This window comes from uncultured Streptococcus sp., from assembly GCF_963521255.1.
Classification (GTDB): Bacteria; Bacillota; Bacilli; order Lactobacillales; family Streptococcaceae; genus Streptococcus.
Map to the genome: position 1 here is coordinate 41,368 of NZ_CAUQTU010000007.1, position 21,954 is coordinate 63,321.

At 40.4% G+C, this 21,954-nt stretch carries 17 protein-coding genes; 3 read left to right on the top strand and 14 right to left on the bottom strand.

Annotation, left to right across the window (positions count from 1 at the left end):
- Window positions 1-45: 45 nt before the first annotated feature.
- Complete coding sequence (locus RWP09_RS06355) at window positions 46-492, top strand: DUF1694 domain-containing protein (RefSeq protein ID WP_314435483.1); 447 nt, start codon at window positions 46-48, stop codon at window positions 490-492.
- Here the strand turns inward: RWP09_RS06355 and RWP09_RS06360 are convergent.
- The 11 genes from RWP09_RS06360 to RWP09_RS06410 all read right to left on the bottom strand — a co-directional run bounded on the left by RWP09_RS06360 (window position 489) and on the right by RWP09_RS06410 (window position 16,708).
- Complete coding sequence (locus RWP09_RS06360; protein ID WP_314435486.1) at window positions 489-1,604, bottom strand: glycerate kinase; 1,116 nt, start codon at window positions 1,602-1,604, stop codon at window positions 489-491. The two genes, RWP09_RS06355 and RWP09_RS06360, sit on opposite strands and share 4 nt — an antisense overlap.
- A gap of 8 nt (window positions 1,605-1,612) precedes the next feature.
- Complete coding sequence (gene serB / locus RWP09_RS06365; RefSeq protein ID WP_314435490.1) at window positions 1,613-2,257, bottom strand: phosphoserine phosphatase SerB; 645 nt, start codon at window positions 2,255-2,257, stop codon at window positions 1,613-1,615.
- 58 nt (window positions 2,258-2,315) lie between these two features.
- Window positions 2,316-3,749 (bottom strand): glycogen synthase GlgA, encoded by a 1,434-nt coding sequence (glgA, locus tag RWP09_RS06370; protein WP_314435493.1) that lies wholly within the window; start codon window positions 3,747-3,749, stop codon window positions 2,316-2,318.
- Window positions 3,746-4,885 carry a glucose-1-phosphate adenylyltransferase subunit GlgD gene (glgD, locus tag RWP09_RS06375; protein ID WP_314435495.1) on the bottom strand — a complete coding sequence of 380 codons (1,140 nt, stop codon included), beginning with the start codon at window positions 4,883-4,885 and terminating at the stop codon, window positions 3,746-3,748. Before glgD ends, glgA begins: the two co-directional genes overlap by 4 nt.
- Window positions 4,875-6,017 carry a glucose-1-phosphate adenylyltransferase gene (locus tag RWP09_RS06380; RefSeq protein WP_261232820.1) on the bottom strand — a complete coding sequence of 381 codons (1,143 nt, stop codon included), beginning with the start codon at window positions 6,015-6,017 and terminating at the stop codon, window positions 4,875-4,877. The genes glgD and RWP09_RS06380 overlap by 11 nt, the downstream gene beginning before the upstream one ends.
- Window positions 6,007-7,935 (bottom strand): 1,4-alpha-glucan branching protein GlgB, encoded by a 1,929-nt coding sequence (gene glgB, locus RWP09_RS06385; protein ID WP_314435501.1) that lies wholly within the window; start codon window positions 7,933-7,935, stop codon window positions 6,007-6,009. Before glgB ends, RWP09_RS06380 begins: the two co-directional genes overlap by 11 nt.
- Before the next feature lie 299 nt (window positions 7,936-8,234).
- On the bottom strand, window positions 8,235-10,514 hold the full coding sequence (pulA, locus tag RWP09_RS06390; protein WP_314435504.1) for a type I pullulanase: 2,280 nt from the start codon (window positions 10,512-10,514) through the stop codon (window positions 8,235-8,237).
- A gap of 117 nt (window positions 10,515-10,631) precedes the next feature.
- Window positions 10,632-12,590 carry an NAD-dependent DNA ligase LigA gene (ligA, locus tag RWP09_RS06395; protein ID WP_314435507.1) on the bottom strand — a complete coding sequence of 653 codons (1,959 nt, stop codon included), beginning with the start codon at window positions 12,588-12,590 and terminating at the stop codon, window positions 10,632-10,634.
- 92 nt (window positions 12,591-12,682) lie between these two features.
- Window positions 12,683-13,861: an MFS transporter gene (locus RWP09_RS06400; RefSeq protein WP_314435510.1), complete on the bottom strand. Its 1,179-nt coding sequence runs from the start codon at window positions 13,859-13,861 to the stop codon at window positions 12,683-12,685.
- A 79-nt stretch (window positions 13,862-13,940) separates the two neighbouring features.
- Window positions 13,941-14,804, bottom strand: coding sequence for a MutR family transcriptional regulator (locus tag RWP09_RS06405; RefSeq protein WP_314435631.1), 864 nt, complete (start codon window positions 14,802-14,804; stop codon window positions 13,941-13,943).
- 2 nt (window positions 14,805-14,806) lie between these two features.
- Window positions 14,807-16,708, bottom strand: coding sequence for an ABC-F family ATP-binding cassette domain-containing protein (locus tag RWP09_RS06410; protein ID WP_314435513.1), 1,902 nt, complete (start codon window positions 16,706-16,708; stop codon window positions 14,807-14,809).
- A 153-nt stretch (window positions 16,709-16,861) separates the two neighbouring features.
- Here RWP09_RS06410 and RWP09_RS06415 point away from each other — a divergent pair, with 153 nt between their 5' ends.
- Together RWP09_RS06415 and RWP09_RS06420 are read left to right on the top strand one after the other, a co-directional pair.
- Window positions 16,862-18,580 carry a phospho-sugar mutase gene (locus RWP09_RS06415; RefSeq protein ID WP_000121692.1) on the top strand — a complete coding sequence of 573 codons (1,719 nt, stop codon included), beginning with the start codon at window positions 16,862-16,864 and terminating at the stop codon, window positions 18,578-18,580.
- 111 nt (window positions 18,581-18,691) lie between these two features.
- Complete coding sequence (locus RWP09_RS06420; RefSeq protein WP_261018613.1) at window positions 18,692-19,039, top strand: thioredoxin; 348 nt, start codon at window positions 18,692-18,694, stop codon at window positions 19,037-19,039.
- Window positions 19,040-19,071: 32 nt separating this feature from the next.
- On the opposite strand, the gene RWP09_RS06425 is transcribed toward RWP09_RS06420, so the two are convergent.
- From RWP09_RS06425 to yycF, 3 genes are read right to left on the bottom strand one after another with little or no spacing between them, the layout of a single operon-like run.
- Window positions 19,072-19,881: an MBL fold metallo-hydrolase gene (locus RWP09_RS06425; RefSeq protein ID WP_000004959.1), complete on the bottom strand. Its 810-nt coding sequence runs from the start codon at window positions 19,879-19,881 to the stop codon at window positions 19,072-19,074.
- Window position 19,882: 1 nt separating this feature from the next.
- Window positions 19,883-21,232 (bottom strand): cell wall metabolism sensor histidine kinase VicK, encoded by a 1,350-nt coding sequence (gene vicK / locus RWP09_RS06430; RefSeq protein ID WP_314435518.1) that lies wholly within the window; start codon window positions 21,230-21,232, stop codon window positions 19,883-19,885.
- Complete coding sequence (gene yycF, locus RWP09_RS06435; RefSeq protein WP_314435521.1) at window positions 21,225-21,932, bottom strand: response regulator YycF; 708 nt, start codon at window positions 21,930-21,932, stop codon at window positions 21,225-21,227. Before yycF ends, vicK begins: the two co-directional genes overlap by 8 nt.
- Window positions 21,933-21,954 lie beyond the last annotated feature (22 nt).

The window sequence follows — 21,954 nt, forward strand, 5'->3', positions numbered from 1 at the left end:
TTTCTTTTGTCTGTTTTATTCTAACTTTTATGATATACTGTTTTCATGACAGATTTATCAAAACAATTACTTGAAAAAGCTCATGGTGGGCCAAAATTAAATCCGGATGAGCAAAGACGCTATCTTGGCACTTTTGAGGAAAGAGTTCTTGGATATGCAGATATTGACACAGCAAATAGCCCTCAGTTAGAAAAAGGCTTTTTATCTATTTTAGAAAACCTTCAGGAAAAAGCAGAGCCACTATTTGTAAAGATTTCACCAACTATCGAATTTGACAAGCAAGTTTTCTACTTGAAAGAATCAAAAGAAACTAATAGTCAAGCTACCATTGTATCTGAAGAGCATACTTCTTCTCCTTTTGGCCTGATTATCCATAGTAATGCACCCGTTCAAGTAGAAGAAAAGGATCTTCGACTTGCTTTTGCAAAACTTTGGGAAGTTAAAAAGGAAGAACCAGCCAAAACATCCATCTGGAAGAAATGGTTTGGCTAGATCTTGCGCATATTTAATAAACGCCCTATATTGGCAGCCGTGTGCTCCAAATAGAGACTGGCATTTTTCAAACTATCTTCTAGAGGTTCACTTTTCTCCAAAATTGAAAAAACCGCTTGGATATTCTCAAATGGTAGGGAAGGTAAATCCTCAGCAATACTACCACAAATAGCAATAACAGGAACTCCGACAGGGGTTCTTTTTGCAACACCAATAGGCGCTTTACCTGCTAAGCTTTGACGATCTAGCCTTCCTTCTCCAATAATAACCAAATCAGCATCTGCAACTTTCTTATCAAAGTCAATCAAGTCTAGGCAGGTGTCAATTCCAGATACGATATTTGCCTGAGCAAAGGCACACAAACCGCCAGCAATACCTCCACCAGCTCCTGCTCCTTTAATTTCCAATGTTGCAGGTGAGACTTTTTCATAAAAATCTTGGATTGGCTGATCTACGACTGCAAACATAGTAGGTTGTAGGTCTTTTTGTTTGCCAAAAGTGTAAGTCGCACCTTGAGAACCACATAAGGGACTAACGACATCTGCTAAAATACGAATTTTAACATCTTCAGGAATTTCATAGCGATTTTCTATTGAAACAGAAGCTAAGTTTAGTAAGGACTGACCGCAAGCAGGCAAGACATTTCCATCCATATCATAAAATTGATAACCCAAACCAGCAGCGATTCCAATTCCTCCGTCATTACTGGCCGTACCACCTACTCCGATATAGATATCTTTAATCCCTTGAGCAATGAGATGACGAATCAACTCTCCAATACCACAAGTTTGGATTTGCAGTGGATTTCGTTTCTCTAGCGGAATTTTTCCAAGGCCAACCAAGTTGGCAACTTCAAATAGTGCCAGTTGACTTTTTTGAAAATAGTGCATGGCTTCTTTTTGTCCAAAAGGTCCTGTAACTTGGATCCATTTTTCTTCAAGGTCAATAGAATGTCGAATAGCATCTACAGTACCTTCTCCCCCATCACCAACAGGGCAGAGAAGACATTCTACATCTGCTATCGATTGTTGGAAGCCTCTTTTTATTGCTTCAGCCACCTCTTCAGAGGTCAAGCTTTCCTTAAACGAATCCGGTGCAATTATAATCTTCATATTTTCCCTCATTCTAAAAAGTTAATCAAAGGAAGAACTTCTAAAAAATCCCTCTTGTCAACATGATGTGGTATTTCTTTTTTGAGTACCTCTTTGGCACAAAAAGCAATTCCCAGTCCTGCTGACTTCAACATAAATAGGTCATTGGCCCCATCACCGATTGCAATCGTTCTTTCTTTAGAAAATTTTAGTTCCTTTCTCCATTTTTCCAGAGTCTCTTTTTTGACCTGGGGACTGATAATTTGTCCAACTAATTTTCCTGTTAGAAGACCATCTTTGACTTCAAGTTGATTAGCAGAGAAATAGGCAATACCAAGAGATTTTGCAAGCCTCTCAACTATTGGAGTAAATCCACCAGACACCAGACCAACTAAAATGCCTTTCTTTTGGAGAATTGAGATGAATTCTTGGGCATTTGGAGATAGATGAATAGAGTTGAAGACTTTATCAAAGACCGAAATAGAAAGGTCTTCCAACAAGGACACTCTTTTTCTTAAACTGCTTTCAAAGTCTATCTCTCCTCGCATTGCCTGACTTGTAATCTGCGAAATTTCCTCCTCACAACCTGCCTCTCTACCCAACAAATCAATCACTTCTTCTAGGATTAAGGTTCCATCAACATCCATGACACACAAGCCTTTTACTTGAGACATCAGTTCTCCTCTCTAAACAGCCCAAAAATCGTATGAAGTCATCATACGATTTTATCTATTAGTTAACTAAACTTTGGTACAAGTCTAGATATGACTTGCAGGCTGTATCCCATGAGAAATCACACTCCATAGCTTGTTTTTGTAAGTTTCTCCAAACGTCAGGATGGTTTCTATACAAGTCCAATGCTGTTTGGAAAGTCCAATTTAACCAATAAGGAGATAGATTGTCAAAGCTAAAACCAGTACCGCTTCCTTCGATTGGATTGAAAGAGCGAACGGTATCTCGCAAGCCACCAACTTCATGAACCAATGGCAAGGTTCCATAACGCATAGCCATCATTTGAGACAAGCCACACGGTTCAAAACGACTCGGCATGAGGAAGAGGTCACAAGCAGCGTAGATTTCTTGAGCTAGTTTGACATCAAAAGTGATATTTGCTGATAGCTTGTTTGGGTAAATCTGAGCAAACCACGAGAAAGCCCCTTCAAAGGCTGAATCTCCAGTTCCCAAAAGAACAATCTGAACATCTTCTTGCAAAATATGGTGCAGACTTTCCACCACCACATCAAAACCTTTTTGACGTGTCAAACGAGAAACAATTCCCACCAGTGGAACGTCAGCTCTAACTGGCAAGCCAACTCTCTCTTGTAATTTTGCCTTGTTCTGAGCTTTACCAGACAAATCTTCCTGATTAAAATGATAGTCTAAAAGGGCATCCGTCTGAGGATTATAAAGGTCAGCATCAATCCCATTCACGATACCAGATACCTTACCAGACTCCATTCGAAGAATCTGATCCAAGTTACATCCGAACTGACTGGTCATGATTTCATGAGCATAGCTAGGTGAAACGGTTGAAACACGATCCGCATAGAGAATACCTGCCTTCATCCAGTTTAAACAGTTGTTCCAGCGAAGGGTACCATCAGCATACCGTTCAAAGCCTACTCCAAACAAATCCCATAACATTCCTTCTGAAAATTGTCCTTGAAATTCCAAATTATGAATGGTTAAAACAGTTTTTATTCCTTGATAGGCTCGAATCCAACGGTATTTTTCCTTTAACAAGAAAGGAATCATAGCTGTATGGTAGTCATGAACATGGAGAAGATCAGGAATAAAGTCAATCTTTTCCATAGCCTCAATGGCAGCCAGTTGGAAGAAAGCAAAGCGTTCTCCGTCATCAAAATCACCGTAAACATGCCCACGGAAGAAATAATATTGGCTGTCAATAAAGTAGAAGGTTACACCGTTTAAGACGGTTTTCTTAATTCCACAGTACTGTTTGCGCCAACCAACACTCACCTCAAAATGAAGAACATCTTCAATCTGATTTCCAAATTTAGTCTCTACTATGTCATAGTAGGGTAAAATCACTGCAACTTCGTGCCCAGCTTTTACCAGTGATTTTGGAAGAGCGCCAATGACGTCTCCCAAACCACCTGTTTTTGAAAAGGGTGCACCCTCTGCTGCTACAAATAAAATTTTCATGAATGAATATCCTCTGTTACTTTGCTACCTTTCTTAACAACAACTGGATTTTCTGCAGTTCCACGGATCACAACTCCATCCGCAACTTCAACACCCTTGTCCAAGATAGCATATTCTACCTGAGCACCTTCTCCAATAACAACACGAGGGAAAAGTAAGCTATCTTTAACCAAGCTATCCTTGTGGACATGAATATTACGTGATAGAACAGAATTTGCCACTTGACCTTCAATGATACTACCAGATGCAAACTGAGATGTGCTTACCTTAGATGTGTTAGCGTAGTAAGTTGGTTCTTCGTTTTTGACCTTTGTATAAATCTTTTGATTTGGTGAGAAGAGAGAGTAGAATTTTTGTGATTCAAGCATATCTTTATTAGCTTGGTAATAAGACTCTACAGAATGAATATTTGCAAGGTAGCCTGTGTACTCGTAGGCAAAAGCCCCTTCTTTTGCAGCCAAATCCCGTAAAACATAACGCAACTTCTCTGGATGTTCTTTTTTAGCTTCTTCTTCCAAGCGTTCAATCAACCAAGGTGTATCAACGACAAAAATATCTGTAGACATATTGAACGTTTCAGCTGTTGACTTGCTATCAAAGAGTTTATGAGAAAGAACATGGTCTGTTTCATCCACTTCTAAGATTGCATTTACTTCTGAAATATCTTTCTTAGCTAGTTTTTTATAAACTACAGTGATAGGCCCTTTTGTTGTACTATGTAGGTGGAAAACTTGCTTCAAATCAATGTTAATCAAAACATCACAGTTGAGTGAAACTGTTTGGTTTGACCCAGAACGTTTCAAATAAGTGAGCAGCTGTTGGTAATATTCTTTTCCTACTGTGCTACTCTCAACGCGTGTATTGTAAATTCCTAGATAGTAATGGCTAAGAAGGGTTGACAAGCCCCACTCGCGTCCTGAACGAATGTGGTCAAAGACTGAGCTGATATTATCCTGCTGGAAAATACCAAAGACGCTACGAACACCTGCATTAGCAAGGCTTGAAAGCGGGAAGTCAATCAAACGATATTTCCCACCAAATGGCAAACTTGCTACTGGACGGTGGTCTGTCAATGTTGACATATCGTGAAAACCAACTGTGTTTCCTAAAATGGCAGAATATTTATCAATCTTCATCTGTTGCTACCCCCACTACTTCATCATATCCTACTACTTCTACTTCCTCTGTTCCATCAATTTCGACACCGTCAGAAATAATCGCACCTTCGCCAATAATAGCTCGTTTAATCTTAGCTCCCTTACCAATGATGGCTCCACTCATGATAACCGAATCAAGGACTTCCGCTCCTTCGCGAACTTGTGCACCTGTTGAAAGGATAGAGTGTTTAACAGTTCCATCAACGAAACAGCCATCCACAACCAAAGAATCTTCTACAGCAGCATGTTCACCAAGAAAGTTTGGTGGTGAAATCAAGTTTCTTGAGTAAATCTTCCATTGACGGTTACGACTATCCAAGGCATTTTCTGGAGAAATATACTCCATGTTCGCTTCCCAAAGTGACTCAATGGTACCAACATCTTTCCAGTAACCACTAAATTCGTAAGCATAAACACTTTCACCTGACTCAAGGTAATTCGGAATGACATTTTTACCAAAGTCTGACATGTCAACTTTGCTCTTTTCAGCAGCGACTAACATATTACGGAGACGTTGCCAATCAAAGATATAAATCCCCATAGAGGCTTTGGTAGATTTAGGTTGAGCTGGTTTTTCTTCAAATTCTACAATACGATTATTGGCATCTGTGTTCATGATACCAAAACGGCTTGCTTCTTTAAGAGGGACATCTAAAACTGCTACTGTCAAACTAGCATTATTATCCTTGTGAGACTGGAGCATATCATCATAGTCCATTTTGTAGATGTGGTCCCCAGACAAAATCAAGACATACTCAGGATTGACACTGTCGATATAGTCGATATTTTGGTAAATAGCATGACTAGTCCCTTCGAACCAACGATTTCCTTCACTTGCAGAATAAGGTTGAAGAATAGAGACACCAGAATTGATACCGTCTAGTCCCCAGCTTGAACCATTACCAATATGGTTATTGAGAGCAAGTGGCTGGTACTGTGTAATGACTCCAACATTGTGAATCCCTGAGTTGGCACAGTTTGATAGGGCAAAGTCAATGATACGGTAGCGCCCACCAAATTGCACAGCTGGTTTTGCGATGCTTTGAGTGAGTTTACCGAGACGAGTTCCTTGCCCACCAGCAAGAATCAAAGCTAACATTTCATTCTTCATTTTCTACTCCTTTTTGGTTTTTACTTGTGACAGTTTTAGTAGGTTTCAAGCGACGCTTGATTTTCCAGACACTAGCTCCCATAGCCGGTAGGGTAAAGGTCAAGGTCTGCTCATAATCTTTCCATAGTCCTTCTTGCGTTTGAACAGTTTGATTATGTTCTTTCCAAACGCCTCCCCACTCTTCCAACTCAGTATTCCATACTTCTTCGTAAATTCCTGCAACGGGTATTCCGATTGTAAAATCTTTCCGTTCAACAGGTGCCATGTTAAAGATACAGACTAACATTTCTCCCTTTTTACCCTTACGAATAAAGGAAAGAACACTCTGGTCTCGATTATCCGCATCAATGATTTCAATACCATCATAGCTGGTATCAATTTCCCATAGACAGCGATGGTCTTTGTAGAATTGATTAAGCTGAGAAGTGAAATACTTCATCTTAGCATTCATTGGATCTTCTAGATTAGACCATTCCAACTGTTCTTCAGATTTCCATTCTAGGAATTGCCCATATTCACTACCCATGAAGAGCAATTTTTTACCTGGGTGACAAATTTGGTAAGTGTAGAGATTGCGCAAGCCTGCGAATTGATTATAACGATCTCCCCACATCTTGTGCATCATACTCTTCTTGCCATGAACCACTTCATCGTGCGAGAATGGTAAGAGATAGTTCTCCTTGAAGACATACATAAAGCTGAAAGTCACTAGGTTAAAGTCGTATTTACGATAAATCGGATCTTCTTCATAGAATCGGAGGATATCATTCATCCACCCCATATTCCATTTGTAGTCGAAGCCAAGACCATCTGAATCCTTAGTGTCAGTAATCTGAGTAGCCGATGAACTTTCCTCAGCTATCATCATAACGTCTGGATGAGTTTGTTTAATGACATCATTCAAGCGTTGAAGGAAAGAATAACCTTCATAGTTTAGATTGCCACCATCCTTGTTAGGTGTCCATGGAGCATCATCGTAGTCAAGATAGAGCATGTTGCTAACCGCATCCACGCGAATACCGTCCAAATGGTAAAAGTCAATCCAAAACTTAATACTAGAAATCAAGAAAGACTGGACTTCATTCTTTCCAAGGTCAAAATTGAGTGCTCCCCAACCGTAGTTATGAGCCTTATTATGGTCTTGGTATTCAAAAGTCGGTGTTCCATCATAATAGGCCAAGGCATCATCATTGATAGTAAAGTGACCAGGTACCCAGTCTACAATAACGCCTATATTGTTTAAGTGACATTCCTCAACAAAATCTTGAAGCTCTTCAGGGCGACCATAGGCATGCTCTAGAGCAAAGTAACCCATAAGCTGATAGCCCCAACTCAAACCGAGAGGGTGGGACATCAAGGGCATAAACTCAATGTGAGTATAGTTCATCTCAACCAAGTAAGGAATGAGTTCATCTTTCAATTGAGTAAAACTATAGGAACTACCGTCTGGATTTCTCTTCCAAGAGCCAGCATGGACCTCGTAAATATTGACAGGACGCTCTTCAAAGCTCAAGCGTTTTCTACGAGCTAACCAGAGACCATCCTTCCATTTCTTTTCTGGAATATCTGTTAAAATAGCACCAGTCCCAGGCCGTGCCTCATACCGTACAGCCAAAGGGTCAATCTTCATCAGCTGATGACCATTTGCACGTGTAATATGGTACTTATAAATTTGGCCTTCTTGAGCAAGACTGGTAAAGACTTCCCAGACTCCAAATTCATTCCGTTCCATCGGAATTTGATTCTCTACCCAATTGGTGAAATCTCCTACCAAGTGAACCGCCTGAGAATTGGGTGCCCAAACTCGGAAAGTATAGCCAGACTCACCATCTTTTTCTTCCCTATGCGCTCCTAGATAATGCTGGAGGTGAAAATTCTCACCGGTCATAAAAGTTTCTAAAGCTTTTTTCTTATCCATACACCCTCCTATCTTTTGTAAGCGTTTTCTGTAGTTTTATTATACTATCTTTTTAGATAAGATTCAAGTAAATTACTATATTTGCTAAAAATTCTTTTGAAAGCCTTCAACAAATTCACTGATGTATTCACTTATAAATCAAGAAATTTTCAGAAACGCTTTGAAAACGAATTGTTTTTTAATAATACTATCATAAAGTTCGTTATTTTACTAATAAAAAAATAAACCAGGAAATGAATTTCCTGATTTTATTGTTTTAAACAGATAAAGTACTGTAAATGAATTTAAATTGTAAAATTCTACAAAACTTTAAAGACGCTGGCACTGACGCCGCCAACCATGTCTTTATCATCTAAATGGCTATTGGTCACCAACAGTTCTAGATTTCCAGCATTTTCAAACTGGAAGTCTTGCCCTTTAGCATTAAAGGCAACTAATAGATGTTCTTCCCCATGAACTTCATAGACAATCCAACCACTATGTTCATTTGCTGAATGAACAAAGACATGATGGTAAATTTCATCATAAGTAGGGTAAGAAAAGGCACTGGTTTCTGTCTTCAATCGAATCATCTGACGAATAAACTCAATACTGTCTTGACGCTCATTGATCAAGTCCCAGTTGACTTGATTCACACTGTCAGGAGCATTATAGCTATTCATAGCACGTTCTCTATCATCATGTGTTAACTCACCATTCTCACCAGTTGCAACCAGTTTGGTACGACCAAATTCTTGACCAATTTCCATAAAGGCCATCCCCTGCATGAGCAGATTCATGGCTGTGGCAGTTTCGACCTTGCGCATGATTTGCTCTGAAGTTTGGTCTGGATGTAGGGTTGCCAACAAATCGTGAAGATTGTAATTGTCATGGGCCTCTACATAGTTAAACACTTGATTTGGATGTGTATAGGTTCCTAATTCACGACTGCCTAGAATTGCTTTGGCTAGAATTGGCTCTGTCGCAGCACCGCTGACAAAACCTGACTTGATAGCACCATAAACTTCTCCACCTTTGACAGCATCACGCTGATTGTCATTAAAGAAACCAATATTTGGCATCTGGTAGGCATTGTCTTTCTTGGCCTTATCATAAGGAGCAAGACCTGTTCCCATATCCCAACCTTCTCCATAAAGGATAATGTTAGGGTCAATATCATCCAAGCTCTGACGAATCATCTGCATGGTCTTAACATCATGAATCCCCATCAAATCAAAACGGAAGCCGTCAATATTGTATTCCTGCACCCAGTATAGAAGAGAATCAATCATATACTTGCGGAACATTTCGTGTTCACTGGCTGTTTCATTTCCAACACCCGTTCCATTCTGGAAGGTACCGTCTGGATTCATACGATAATAGTAATCAGGGACAGTTGTTTGGAAAGGTGCATCAACAACTGAAAAGGTATGGTTATAGACCACATCCATAATGACACCAATACCAGCATCGTGATAGGCTTGAACCATGGTCTTCAAATCACGAATAACCTGAGCAGGATCATCTGGATTGGTTGAAAGGCTCGTTTCTGGTGCATTATAGTTTTGTGGATCATAACCCCAGTTGTAGGTTACATTCCCATCCGCATCATATTCTTTGTGACGGTCTGCAATTGGTTGCAATTGAACATAATTGTAGCCCAGTTTCTTGATGTAATCAAAAGCAGTTGACTGACCGTACTGGTTAACCGTTCCAGTCTGAGCAGCACCCAAGAAAGTTCCTCGAAGATGTTCATCCACACCTGAGGTCGGTGATTTGGTCAAATCACGAATATGCATTTCACAAATAACTGCCTTACATGGATTTGCCAAGCGCCAAGTAGCATCAGAACCATGCTTGACCTCGAAGTTTGCAACTTGCTTTTCTTCATGGCTCAGGATAGCTGAACGTTTGCCATCAGGACTGGTCGCGATTGTATAAGGATCGCGTGTCAAGGTTTGGTGATGGGGGAATTGGACTTGATATTGATAAGCCTTACCAGTCAAATCTTCCTCAACATCCAAACTCCAGACACCGATTGTATTGTCCTTATGATTATATGAATAGCTATTGCCTCTCTTCATATCAAAAGTTTTCCAAACTGGAGCATCATTTGATGCAGATTCATACACTACCACTTGTACTTCTGTCGCTGTTGGAGCCCAGAGAGCAAAATGAACTTGATTATCCTCTACACGACATCCCAATTCTCCTTGGTAACCCCAATGATGGTCAAAACTAGCACTATTAATGGCCTTATCAAAGGCAAAAGGATTTTGATTTTTATAGAAAGGACTTGCAATAGCAGGATTTTCAGAATAATAAATCCTATCATCTCCTTCCAAAATCCAGACTTCTGTTAAAAGAGGATAGTGATTAAAACGGATAGCATATTCTTTACTAGTTTGGCCTGTATGAACCACAAAATTCAAGCTTTCTAAGGGATGAGCGCTTGGGTGTTCAAAGCTAAATAAGGCTCCAAAATAATCTTCTTGGTAAGTTAGTAAATCAATTCGTTGATCCTGACTTTTCACAAAAGAGCAAGTGTCGTATTCTCCATTCTTACGATGGTAATGAATGCGAATAGGGTAATTAAACATTTTTTATTTTTCCTTTTTACTTCTAAATTTGTTTCTGTTTCACTAATAAATTCTTGACCGATTTTGTCCCGATTAACAAACTAGTTATACTGTCTAAACTCTGGTTTTAAACGATCATTACAGAGTTTCTAGCCAAGCTTCATCTCGAACCTCGATACCAAGTTCTTGTGCTTTTTGAAGTTTACTTCCAGCATCTGCTCCTGCAACGACGAGGTCGGTCTTTTTAGAAACACTGCCTGTTACTTTTGCACCCAGACTTTCGAGTTTACTTTTAGCTTCTGAGCGCTTGAGACGTTCCAATTTCCCAGTCAATACAACGGTCAAACCTGACAAGGCCGCATCCGCTACTACTGTCTGACCTTTATAATCCAGATTGACCCCAGCTTCTTTCAATTCTCTGAGGAGAATTTCAGAGCCTTCTGTCGCAAAATATGTCTGAAGACTCTTGGCAATCACACCACCCAGACTCTCAATACTAGCCACTTCCTCTGGATCTGCCTGAGCCAGATTTTCAATCGAGTGAAAATGTTGAAGTAAAAGCTGACTGGCCTTGCTTCCTACATGGCGAATTCCCAAACCAAATAAGAGCTTCTCGGCAGAATTTTCCTTAGATGCTTGAATGGCTTGATACAGTTTAGCAGCAGACTTTTCCTTAACACCCTCTAAAAGGAGGAAATCTTCTTCTTGTAATCGGTAAATATCCGCCACATCCTTAACCAGATTAGCAGAAAAGAGTTTCTCAACTACTGATGGACCAAGGCCTGTAATATTCATGGCATCTCGAGAGGCAAAGTGGATCAAACCTTCCATGATTTGAGCAGGGCAACGCGGATTAATACAACGGAGGGCCACTTCATCTTCAAAGTGCAACAAATCAGAGTCACAACTTGGACAGTTTGTAGGGATATCTAGTTTCTCTTCAGAAATCCGTTTGGACTCTACCACACGCAAGACGGCAGGGATAATATCTCCAGCCTTATAAACGATGACCGTGTCGTCTTTGCGGATATCTTTTTCAGCAATATAATCCACATTGTGTAGGGTAGCACGGCTAACAGTTGTTCCAGCTAATTGAACAGGGGTTAGATTTGCAGTTGGGGTTACAACACCCGTACGGCCAACTGTCCAATCAACGGATAAGAGTTGAGCTTCTTTTTCTTCAGCTGGGAACTTGTAAGCCACTGCCCACTTTGGAGCCTTAACGGTAAAACCAAGTTCTTCTTGGCTTGCTAGGTCATTGACCTTGATTACAACTCCATCAATATCATAAGGCAGTTTTTCCCGTTCCTCTCCTACTTCTTGGATAAAATTCCAGATTTCATCTATGTTTTCTGCCAAGATTCGCTTAGGATTGACCATAAAACCTAGTTGTTCAAGGTGCTTCAACACTTTTTCTTGACTATCTCGAGTTGAAGGACTGGCTTCTTGATATAAGAAAGTCGCAAGATTGCGCTTGGCAACTACTGCTGTATCCAGCTGACGCAGTGTTCCTGCCGCTGCATTACGAGGATTAGCAAATTCGGGCTCTCCATTTTCTTGACGAGCTTGGTTAACCTGGTCAAAAGAAGCGCGTGGCATATAACATTCCCCACGAACTGTGATATCTAGTTCTTCTGGCAAGGTCAAAGGAATGTCCTTAACACGCTTGAGGTTTTCCGTGATATTCTCCCCAACAGAACCATCTCCACGTGTTGCTCCAGCAAGCAAAATCCCCTTTTCATAAGTCAGCGAGATAGACAAGCCGTCGATTTTCAACTCACAAATATAGGTTGGATGGGCCACTTCCTTACGAACACGCGCATCAAATGCTTCAAGCTCCTCACGTGAAAAAGCATCCTGCAAACTATAAAGAGGATACTGATGACTGTATTTTTCAAAACCATCTAAAACCTTGCCACCAACACGATGGGTCGGACTGTCTGCTAATACTTGATCTGGATAGGCAGCCTCCAACTCAACCAACTCACGGTAAAGACGGTCATACTCACTATCTGAAACCGACGGATTATCGCTGGTATAGTACTCAGTCGCATAGCGATTGAGCAAAGCGACTAATTCATTCATTCTTTTATTCATAAGACCATTTTACCATAAAACAAGCCCTCCTCACAAACGAGAAGGGCGGAAAAAACACTTAGATTGGAATTATTTTTGAAGTCCAAGCAAACTTATGTCTCTTTTTCAAAATAAGTTCGAACATAAATAAACGATATACAAGACAAGATGATAACACCACTTCCAATTATCAGGAAAGAAGAGAGATGTACACTTGGCAGAACTGTCATAAATCCTTTTGCAATAGGCATAAATAGAATAGCTAAGGTAAAAATTGTACTTAGAACTCTCCCAAGAAATTCGCTCTCAACCTTGGTTTGTACTTGAGTAAAAAAGTGAATATTAAAAATCGTCATAAACAATTCACAAACTAAATTTCCAGAAAAGGAAAGAAAAGTTGGCAGTGGTAATCCCATCATAAAAACTCCGACACCTGTCAAAGCCAGTAAAATCAAAAGATTATAAACATTAGCTTTAATCTTACTAGCTAACAGCGCCCCAACAATAGAACCGATAGCCCCCATAGTTAAAATAGTGGCATAGGCACCTTGAACTCCATAAAGCTGATTTGAAAAGGGAAGGAGGTAATTAAAAGCTGCAAAGAAAAAATTGACACTTGAAGCCATGACTAACAAAAAGAAGATTTCCTTTTGCTTCACAATATAGTGAACTCCCTCCTTGATATCAGCACAAATAACTTTGAATGTAAGTTTCTTCTCACCCAAAGTCTTCTCTTCTTTCTTTGGAAGCAAGGCTACCAAGCCAAAAGCGAGAAAAAAACTAAGGGCATCTAATACCAAGGTAATGCGAAGACTTGCAAATTGTAAAACCAGAAAAGAAAGTACAGGAGAACTCACACTGACAACCTGCAAGACCAACTCCAAACGAGAATTGTAGAGGACCAGTTCATCCTTCTCTACCAATTCTGTGATAATGGCCTTATTTGCTGGTCTAGAAAAGGCAAAAGCAATAGCCTGAACAATGTTGGCAACAATCAAAGCGCCAATCATCCAGCTGTCATTCCTTATGAAAGAAATAGCCAGACAAAGAATCCCACAAACAAGGTCTGCCGTCATTAAAATCTTACGACGAGAAAAACGGTCTGAAATAACTCCGCCAAAGGGATTGACGAGAATAGATGTGACGAGCTCAGAAATCTGATACATTCCTAAAACTGTCTGTCCGATAGTCCCCATGGAAGCCAACCAGACACTATTTCCATAATCATAGAGCATATTTCCTATCTTGTTAACAGCTCCACGGCTAATCAACTGTACTGCATAGCGATTCATATAAAAACTCCTCTCAAATTTTGAAACTATTGTATCAAAACTGAAAGGAGCTTTTTTCTTTTTCCCTTATTTGGGAAAATTAATCTTTGACAAATTTTTCGTAGTGTTCCTGATAATAGTCTACTTGTTCTGGAAGACCTAGCACGTCAAAAATATGCATGGCCTCTTGCATCTGGCTACACCCTTCTTTACACTGTCCTTTTTGATATAAGGCAAAACCTTTTAGATAATGGAAAATATTACGCTCATACAGTTTGATCCCTTTACCAATAATCTTCTCTGTATAAGTCTCAAAATAGCTTGCATTTTCGAAAGAAAGATACTCTAAACAATGCTGGTAACAATTGAGGGCCAAAATCAACACTAATCTCTTATGACGCCCAATCTCTTGGTAAAATTCCTCCCTCTCCATAACTTCTCTACCAATCCGAGTGACATAGTCTACATCGTAGAAACTATAGAGGTTACCAAACAGAATCAACTCATACATGGTCCATTCTTCTGTTTTGAAGAGATAATCTGCCACCTTATCCAAATCATCCTGCTTCATCTCATAACTCGCATCTCTTTGGCAAATCAGACCTTGCAACAAAATCCAGTTCAGCTCAAAATAAAGAGGATTGGTCGAACTCTTAGCCTTTTCAAGTTGTTCTTCTTGAAGCTTTTGAAAACCTGCAATATCATTTGAATAGTAAAGCGGGATAATCTGTGCCATCATAGCAACATGTTCATGATTGTGAAAATTCCTAGCCTTGTCCATGAAATTTTCAATGGTCACATGAATATTATCCAAAATCTCAAAGAAACGAGAAACTGCTAGGTCAGACTCCCCAAGCTCAAAGCGAGATAACTGAGAAGTTGAACAGGACCCGCCTGCCGCCTCCTTTAAAGAATAATTTCCACTTGTCCGAAATTCACGAAATACTTTTCCTAGATTTTCCATCTTTACACCTGCTCTGATAATTCTTCCCATTCAAGCATAGCTTCTTCCTGACGATGGCTGATTTTGTCCAGCTCAGCCTGTAATTCCATCAGTTTGTCGGCATCGTTTGTCTCCAACATTTGTTCAGAAATGGCTTGACTTTGACTTTCTAGCTCTTCGATTTCAGCTTCTAGATTTTCGATTTGTCGCATGAGTTTGCGAACTTCTTTTTGACTTTCTTTCTGAGCTTGATAGTCATTAACTGGACTTGCTTCTTTTGCTTGATTACTAGTTGAATCTTCCTCAGTTTGAATCATTTCTACTTCTGCTTTCTTCTCAACATAGTAATCGTAATCTCCAAGGTAGAGAGTCGAGCCATTCTCAGACAATTCCAGTACATGAGTTGCCACACGATTGATAAAGTAACGGTCATGGCTGACAAAAAGTAAGGTCCCATCAAAGTTAATCAAAGCATTTTCCAATACTTCCTTGCTATCAATATCCAAGTGGTTGGTCGGCTCGTCCAGAATCAAAAAGTTGTTGTTTTCCATAGAGAGTTTAGCCAAAAGCAAACGAGCTTTCTCGCCACCTGACAGCATACCAACTGATTTTTTGACATCATCTCCTGAGAAAAGGAAGGCACCAAGGCGATTGCGGATTTCAACTTCTGGTATCAGTTTAAAATCATTCCAGAGTTCATCTAATACAGTATTACTTGGTGTCAGCTTGCTTTGGGTTTGGTCATAGTAACCAACCTCAACATTAGCGCCAAAGCTCTTCTCACCCTTGATAAAAGGAATCTGGTCCACAATAGACTTGATAAAGGTTGACTTGCCGATACCATTGGGACCGACGATAGCGACAGCATTCATCTTACGAAGGTCTAGGTTAATAGGCTCTGACAGGACTTCCCCATCATAGCCAATAGCTGCATTTTCAACAGTCAAAACAACATTGCCCGACGTTTTTTCAGACTGGAAGGTCATATTGGCTGATTTCTTGCCAGCTTCTGGCTTATCCAAACGCTCCATTTTTTCTAGTTGTTTACGACGAGATTGGGCACGTTTAGTCGTTGAAGCTCGGACTAGATTGCGGTTGACAAAATCTTCCAGAGCGGCAATTTCCTTTTGTTGCTTTTCATAGTTTTTTGCTTCAGTAGCTAGCTTTTGCTCCTTCAGCTCAACAAAACGAGAATAATTGCCCACATAGCGATCCAAGGAATGCTTGGTCAAATCTAGCGTAATCGTCGCAACCTTATCCAAGAAATAACGGTCGTGGCTGACAATAATAAGGGCACCGCTATAGTTTACCAAGTAATTCTCTAGCCAGGCAATCGTTTCAATATCCAAGTGGTTGGTTGGCTCGTCCAAGACCAAGAGATTGGGCTTTTCAAGGAGCATTTTGGCTAGAGCCAAGCGAGTGTTTTGACCACCAGAAAGCTCGGCAATTTTCATCTGCCACATAGATTCGTCAAACTTAAATCCATTTAAAATCGCTCGAATATCAGCTTCATAGGTAAAGCCACCTGCTTGGCGAAAATTCTCAGATAAGCGGTCGTAATCTGACATCAGTTTATCCAAATCTTCACCAGATTTTTCCCCCATCTCCAATTCCATCTGACGAAGTTGTTTCTCCGTCCGACGTAAGTCATCAAAGACATGAAGCATCTCATCGTAGATGGTATTTTCAGACTCAAAACGGCTATCTTGGGCTAGGTAAGACAGAGAAATATCTTTTTTCTTATTGATTTCTCCACTAGTTGGCTCCTCTTCTCCAACTAAAATCTTCAAAAGAGTAGACTTCCCTGCACCATTTTTCCCAACAAGGGCTATCCGATCGCGTTCATCAACCTGCAGGTTAATATTATCAAAAAGAACCTCTCCTGCAAAAGAACGTTCAATTTTATTAGCTTGTAAAATAATCATACAAGTAGTATAGCATGTTTCCCTAAGGCATTCAAGACTTGATAAATCGGCATATGACACCACTTTTCTGAAAATTATGCTACCGTTTTACTAAAACGTTAAAAAGTGCTATAATGTGAACGGTTAAAACAATTTACAAAAAGGAGAATTTCAATGTCTTACCAAGAAAATTACCAGAAATGGGTTGATTTTGCGGAGCTTCCTGACTATCTTCGTCAAGATTTGGAAAATATGGACGAAAAAACTAAGGAAGATGCCTTCTATACAAATCTTGAATTTGGTACTGCAGGTATGCGTGGCTTGATTGGTGCAGGTACAAACCGCATCAACATCTACGTTGTTCGCCAAGCTACTGAAGGATTGGCTCGTTTGATTGAGTCAAAAGGTGGAAATGAAAAAGAACGTGGTGTGGCAATTGCCTACGATAGCCGTCACTTCTCACCTGAGTTTGCCTTTGAGTCCGCGGCAGTTCTTGCTAAACACGGCATCAAATCTTACGTATTTGAAAGCCTCCGTCCAACTCCAGAACTATCATTTGCAGTTCGTCATCTCAACTGTTTCGCAGGTATCATGGTCACAGCCAGCCACAACCCTGCTCCATTTAACGGTTACAAGGTTTACGGTGAAGACGGTGGACAAATGCCTCCACACGACGCGGACGCTTTGACTACTTATATCCGTGCAATCGAAAATCCATTTGCAGTTGAAGTTGCTGATGTGGAAACTGAAAAAGCTTCTGGCTTGATTGAAGTTATCGGCGAAGCTGTCGATGTTGAATACCTCAAAGAAGTTAAGGACGTAAACATCAACCCAGCCTTGATTGAAGAATTTGGTAAAGACATGAAGATTGTCTACACACCACTTCATGGTACTGGTGAAATGTTGGCTCGTCGTGCCCTTGCCCAAGCAGGATTTGACTCTGTTCAAGTCGTTGAAGCGCAAGCAACTGCTGACCCAGATTTCTCAACTGTAAAATCTCCAAACCCAGAAAGCCAAGCAGCCTTTGCCCTTGCTGAAGAACTTGGTCGTCAAGTTGGTGCAGATGTTCTTGTGGCAACTGACCCAGACGCTGACCGTGTTGGTGTTGAAGTTCTTCAAAAAGATGGTAGCTACCTCAACCTTTCAGGTAACCAAATCGGTGCCATCATGGCTAAATACATCTTGGAAGCCCACAAAAACGCTGGAACTCTTCCTGAAAATGCAGCCCTCTGCAAATCTATCGTGTCAACTGACTTGGTAACGAAGATTGCTGAAAGCTACGGCGCAACCATGTTCAATGTTTTGACAGGTTTCAAATTTATCGCTGAAAAAATTCAAGAATTCGAAGAAAAACACAATCACACTTACATGATGGGATTTGAAGAAAGCTTCGGTTACTTGATTAAACCATTCGTACGTGATAAAGACGCTATCCAAGCTGTTCTTGTCGTTGCTGAACTTGCTGCCTACTACCGTTCACGTGGTTTGACCCTTGCTGACGGTATCGAAGAAATCTACAAAGAGTACGGCTACTACGCAGAAAAGACTATCTCTGTTACCCTTTCAGGTGTCGATGGTGCTGAACAAATCAAAGCGATTATGGCTAAGTTCCGCAACAATGCTCCAAAAGAATGGAACGCAACAGCTATCACTGTCGTAGAAGACTTCAAGGCTCAAACTGCTACTGCTGCTGACGGTACTGTTACAAACTTGACAACTCCTCCAAGTGATGTGTTGAAATACACACTTGCTGACGGTTCATGGATTGCCGTTCGTCCTTCAGGTACAGAACCAAAAATCAAGTTCTACATTGCGGTTGTAGGTGAAACTAACGAAGAATCACAAGCTAAGATTGCTAATATCGAAGCAGAAATCAATGCTTTTGTAAAATAAGGCCCTAAAAAAGATGAGACCAACCAATCTCATCTTTTTTTCGTATCAAATCTAAGCAATTTTAGAAACTTTATGGCATACTAGACATATCAATGAAAGCGAGGTAATCTCATGGAACAATTTTTAGATAATATCAAAGACCTTGAAGTCACTACAGTTGCACGTGCGCAAGAAGCTCTTGATAAAAAAGAAACTGCAACCTTCTTTATTGGTCGCAAAACTTGCCCTTACTGCCGTAAATTTGCAGGTACTTTAGCAGGTGTCGTAGCTGAAACCAAAGCTCACATCTACTTCATCAATAGTGAAGAAGCAAGCCAACTCAATGAGTTGCAAGCATTCCGCTCACGCTATGGTATCCCAACTGTACCAGGCTTTGTTCACGTTGCAGATGGACAAATCAATGTCCGTTGCGACTCTTCAATGTCAGCACAAGAAATCAAAGAATTTGCAGGATTGTAAAAGATATAAAAAGAAGGCATTCGCCTTCTTTTTTATATATCTGTCAATGGTGTTGCGGTATCTGGTGAGGTATCATAAACCTTAAAGTCTACTCCGACCCCCAGATCAGCTTGTGCTAGCTGATTAACCATAGTCATGTGAGCCAGCTCCTTGATATTGTTTTCCTTAGACAAATGTCCTAGGTAGATTTTCTTAGTGCGATTTCCCAAGGTACGAATCATGGCCTCAGCACCGTCCTCGTTAGAAAGGTGACCGAGGTCAGATAGGATTCGTTGTTTGAGTCGCCAAGCGTAAGAACCTGCTCGCAAAATCTCTACATCATGATTGGACTCGATAAGATAACCATCCGCATTTTCGACAATCCCTGCCATACGGTCACTAACGTAACCTGTATCAGTCAGTATGACAAAACTCTTATCATCCTTCATAAAGCGATAGAACTGCGGTGCGACCGCATCATGGCTTACACCAAAACTCTCGATGTCAATATCTCCAAAGGTTTTGGTTTTGCCCATCTCAAAGATATGCTTTTGCGAAGAATCCACCTTGCCAAGATACTTGCTATTTTCCATAGCCTGCCAGGTCTTTTCATTGGCATAAAGATCCATACCATACTTGCGAGCCAAAACACCCACTCCATGAATATGGTCAGAATGCTCATGCGTAATCAGGATGGCATCCAAATCTTCTGGCTTGCGATTAATTTCAGCAAGTAGGCTGGTGATTTTCTTACCAGATAAGCCTGCATCCACTAAAAGCTTCTTTTTTGGAGTTTCCAGATAAAAGGAATTTCCACTGGAACCCGACGCTAAAATACTGTATTTAAAGCCTGTTTCACTCATTCTAGTCTTCTACTTCGTCCTCCCATACTTCTTCCTTCACTGCATCCTTATCATAAGGGAGCACAATGGTAAAGGTCGACCCCTTACCGTATTCACTCTTGGCCCAAATAAATCCCTCATGTTGTTTGATAATCTCTTTAGCAATAGCTAGTCCTAAACCAGTTCCACCTTGGGCACGACTTCTAGCACGATCTACACGATAAAAACGGTCAAAGATACGTGGTAAATCTTGCTTTGGTATCCCCAATCCTTGGTCAGAGATGGATAAAATCATCTGATCATCAGTTGTCTTCATAGTCACTGTGATTTTTCCACCATCTGGAGAATATTTGATGGCATTATTGAGAATGTTATCAATCACCTGTGTCATCTTATCTGTATCTATCTCTATCCAGACTGAGGTAATTGGATAATCTCTCACCAGTTCATATTTCTTCTCTTCATCCTGCCCTCTTATCTGATCAAAACGGTTGAGGATAAAGGTAATAAAGGCAGTGAAATTGATCAGTTCCACATCAAGGTGACTGGTTGCATTATCAATCCGTGAAAGATGAAGAAGATCCGTCACCATCCGCATCATACGGTTGGTTTCATCTAGAGACACCTTGATAAAGTCTGGCGCGACAGGTTCTGACAAAGCTCCCTCATCCAAAGCTTCAAGATAAGATTTCACACTAGTTAGAGGAGTACGTAGCTCATGACTAACGTTGGAAACAAAGAGTCTCCGTTCCCGTTCTTCCTTCTCCTGCTCCGTCGTATCGTGTAAAACTGCAACCAGACCAGAAATGAAGCCTGATTCTCGACGAACCAAGGCAAAGCGTACACGAAGACTCAGATATTCACCATTGGCATCCTGAGAATCAATCATGAGTTCAGGAATTTGGGTGATCAAATCACGAAGTTCATACTCATCTTCAATCTTAAGCAATTCTAGAATACTTTTATTGAGAACCTCTTCCTTCTCAACACCTAGCTGTTTCTTAGCCATGTCATTAATCATAGTAATCTTGCCACGACGATTGGTCGCAAGGACTCCGTCCGTCATGTAAGAGAGGATACTGTTCAATCGTTTACTCTCTTGTTCCAGATTTTCTTGAGTCAAGCGGATTACTTCTGATAAATCATTGAGATTATTGGTAATATTAGTGATTTCAGAGCTTCCCTGCATATCCAATACCTGAGAATAATCTCCTGCAATCAGGTCCTTTACTTTTTGATTGATTTGCTTCAGCCGAATATTATCCCGACGATTTTCTAATAAAAGCAAGGTCACGACTAAAATAAAGCCAAGTAGAATGAGGATAAAGATAAAATCACTGGTTAAAACTGTGTCTTTAATTAGTTTAATCATTATTTCTCATATAATAACCAACACCGCGACGTGTTAGGATGTACTCAGGACGACTTGGTATATCTTCAATCTTCTCACGCAAACGTCTGATAGTTACGTCAACTGTTCGAACGTCTCCGAAATAATCATAACCCCAGACAGTTTCAAGCAAGTGTTCACGTGTAATCACTTGACCAATATGAGAAGCCAAGTGGTACAAAAGCTCAAATTCACGGTGGGTTAAGTCTAGTTCTTCACCATATTTTTTAGCCACATAGGCATCTGGAACAATCTCCAAGTCCCCAATTTGCAAGGGTTGGGTTTTCTTTTCATCTGTTTCTTGATTATCTACAGAAGCCAAGTCCGTGCGACGAAGAAGAGCTTTAACACGTGCCTGCAACTCACGATTTGAGAAGGGTTTTGTCACATAGTCATCCGCTCCAAGCTCTAAACCGATAACCTTATCAAACTCACTGTCTTTAGCCGACAGCATGATAATAGGGACACTACTAGTCTTGCGAATAGTCTTAGCAACTTCTAAACCATCAATTTCTGGAAGCATCAAATCCAAAATAATAATATCTGGTTGCTCTGCTTCAAATTGTTCTAGCGCTTCACGACCACTAAAAGCAGTTACAACTTCGTAACCTTCCTTGGTCATATTAAACTTGATAATATCCGAGATTGGTTTTTCATCATCTACAATTAATATTTTTTTCATTTGTTCACCTTTTTCTCTACTA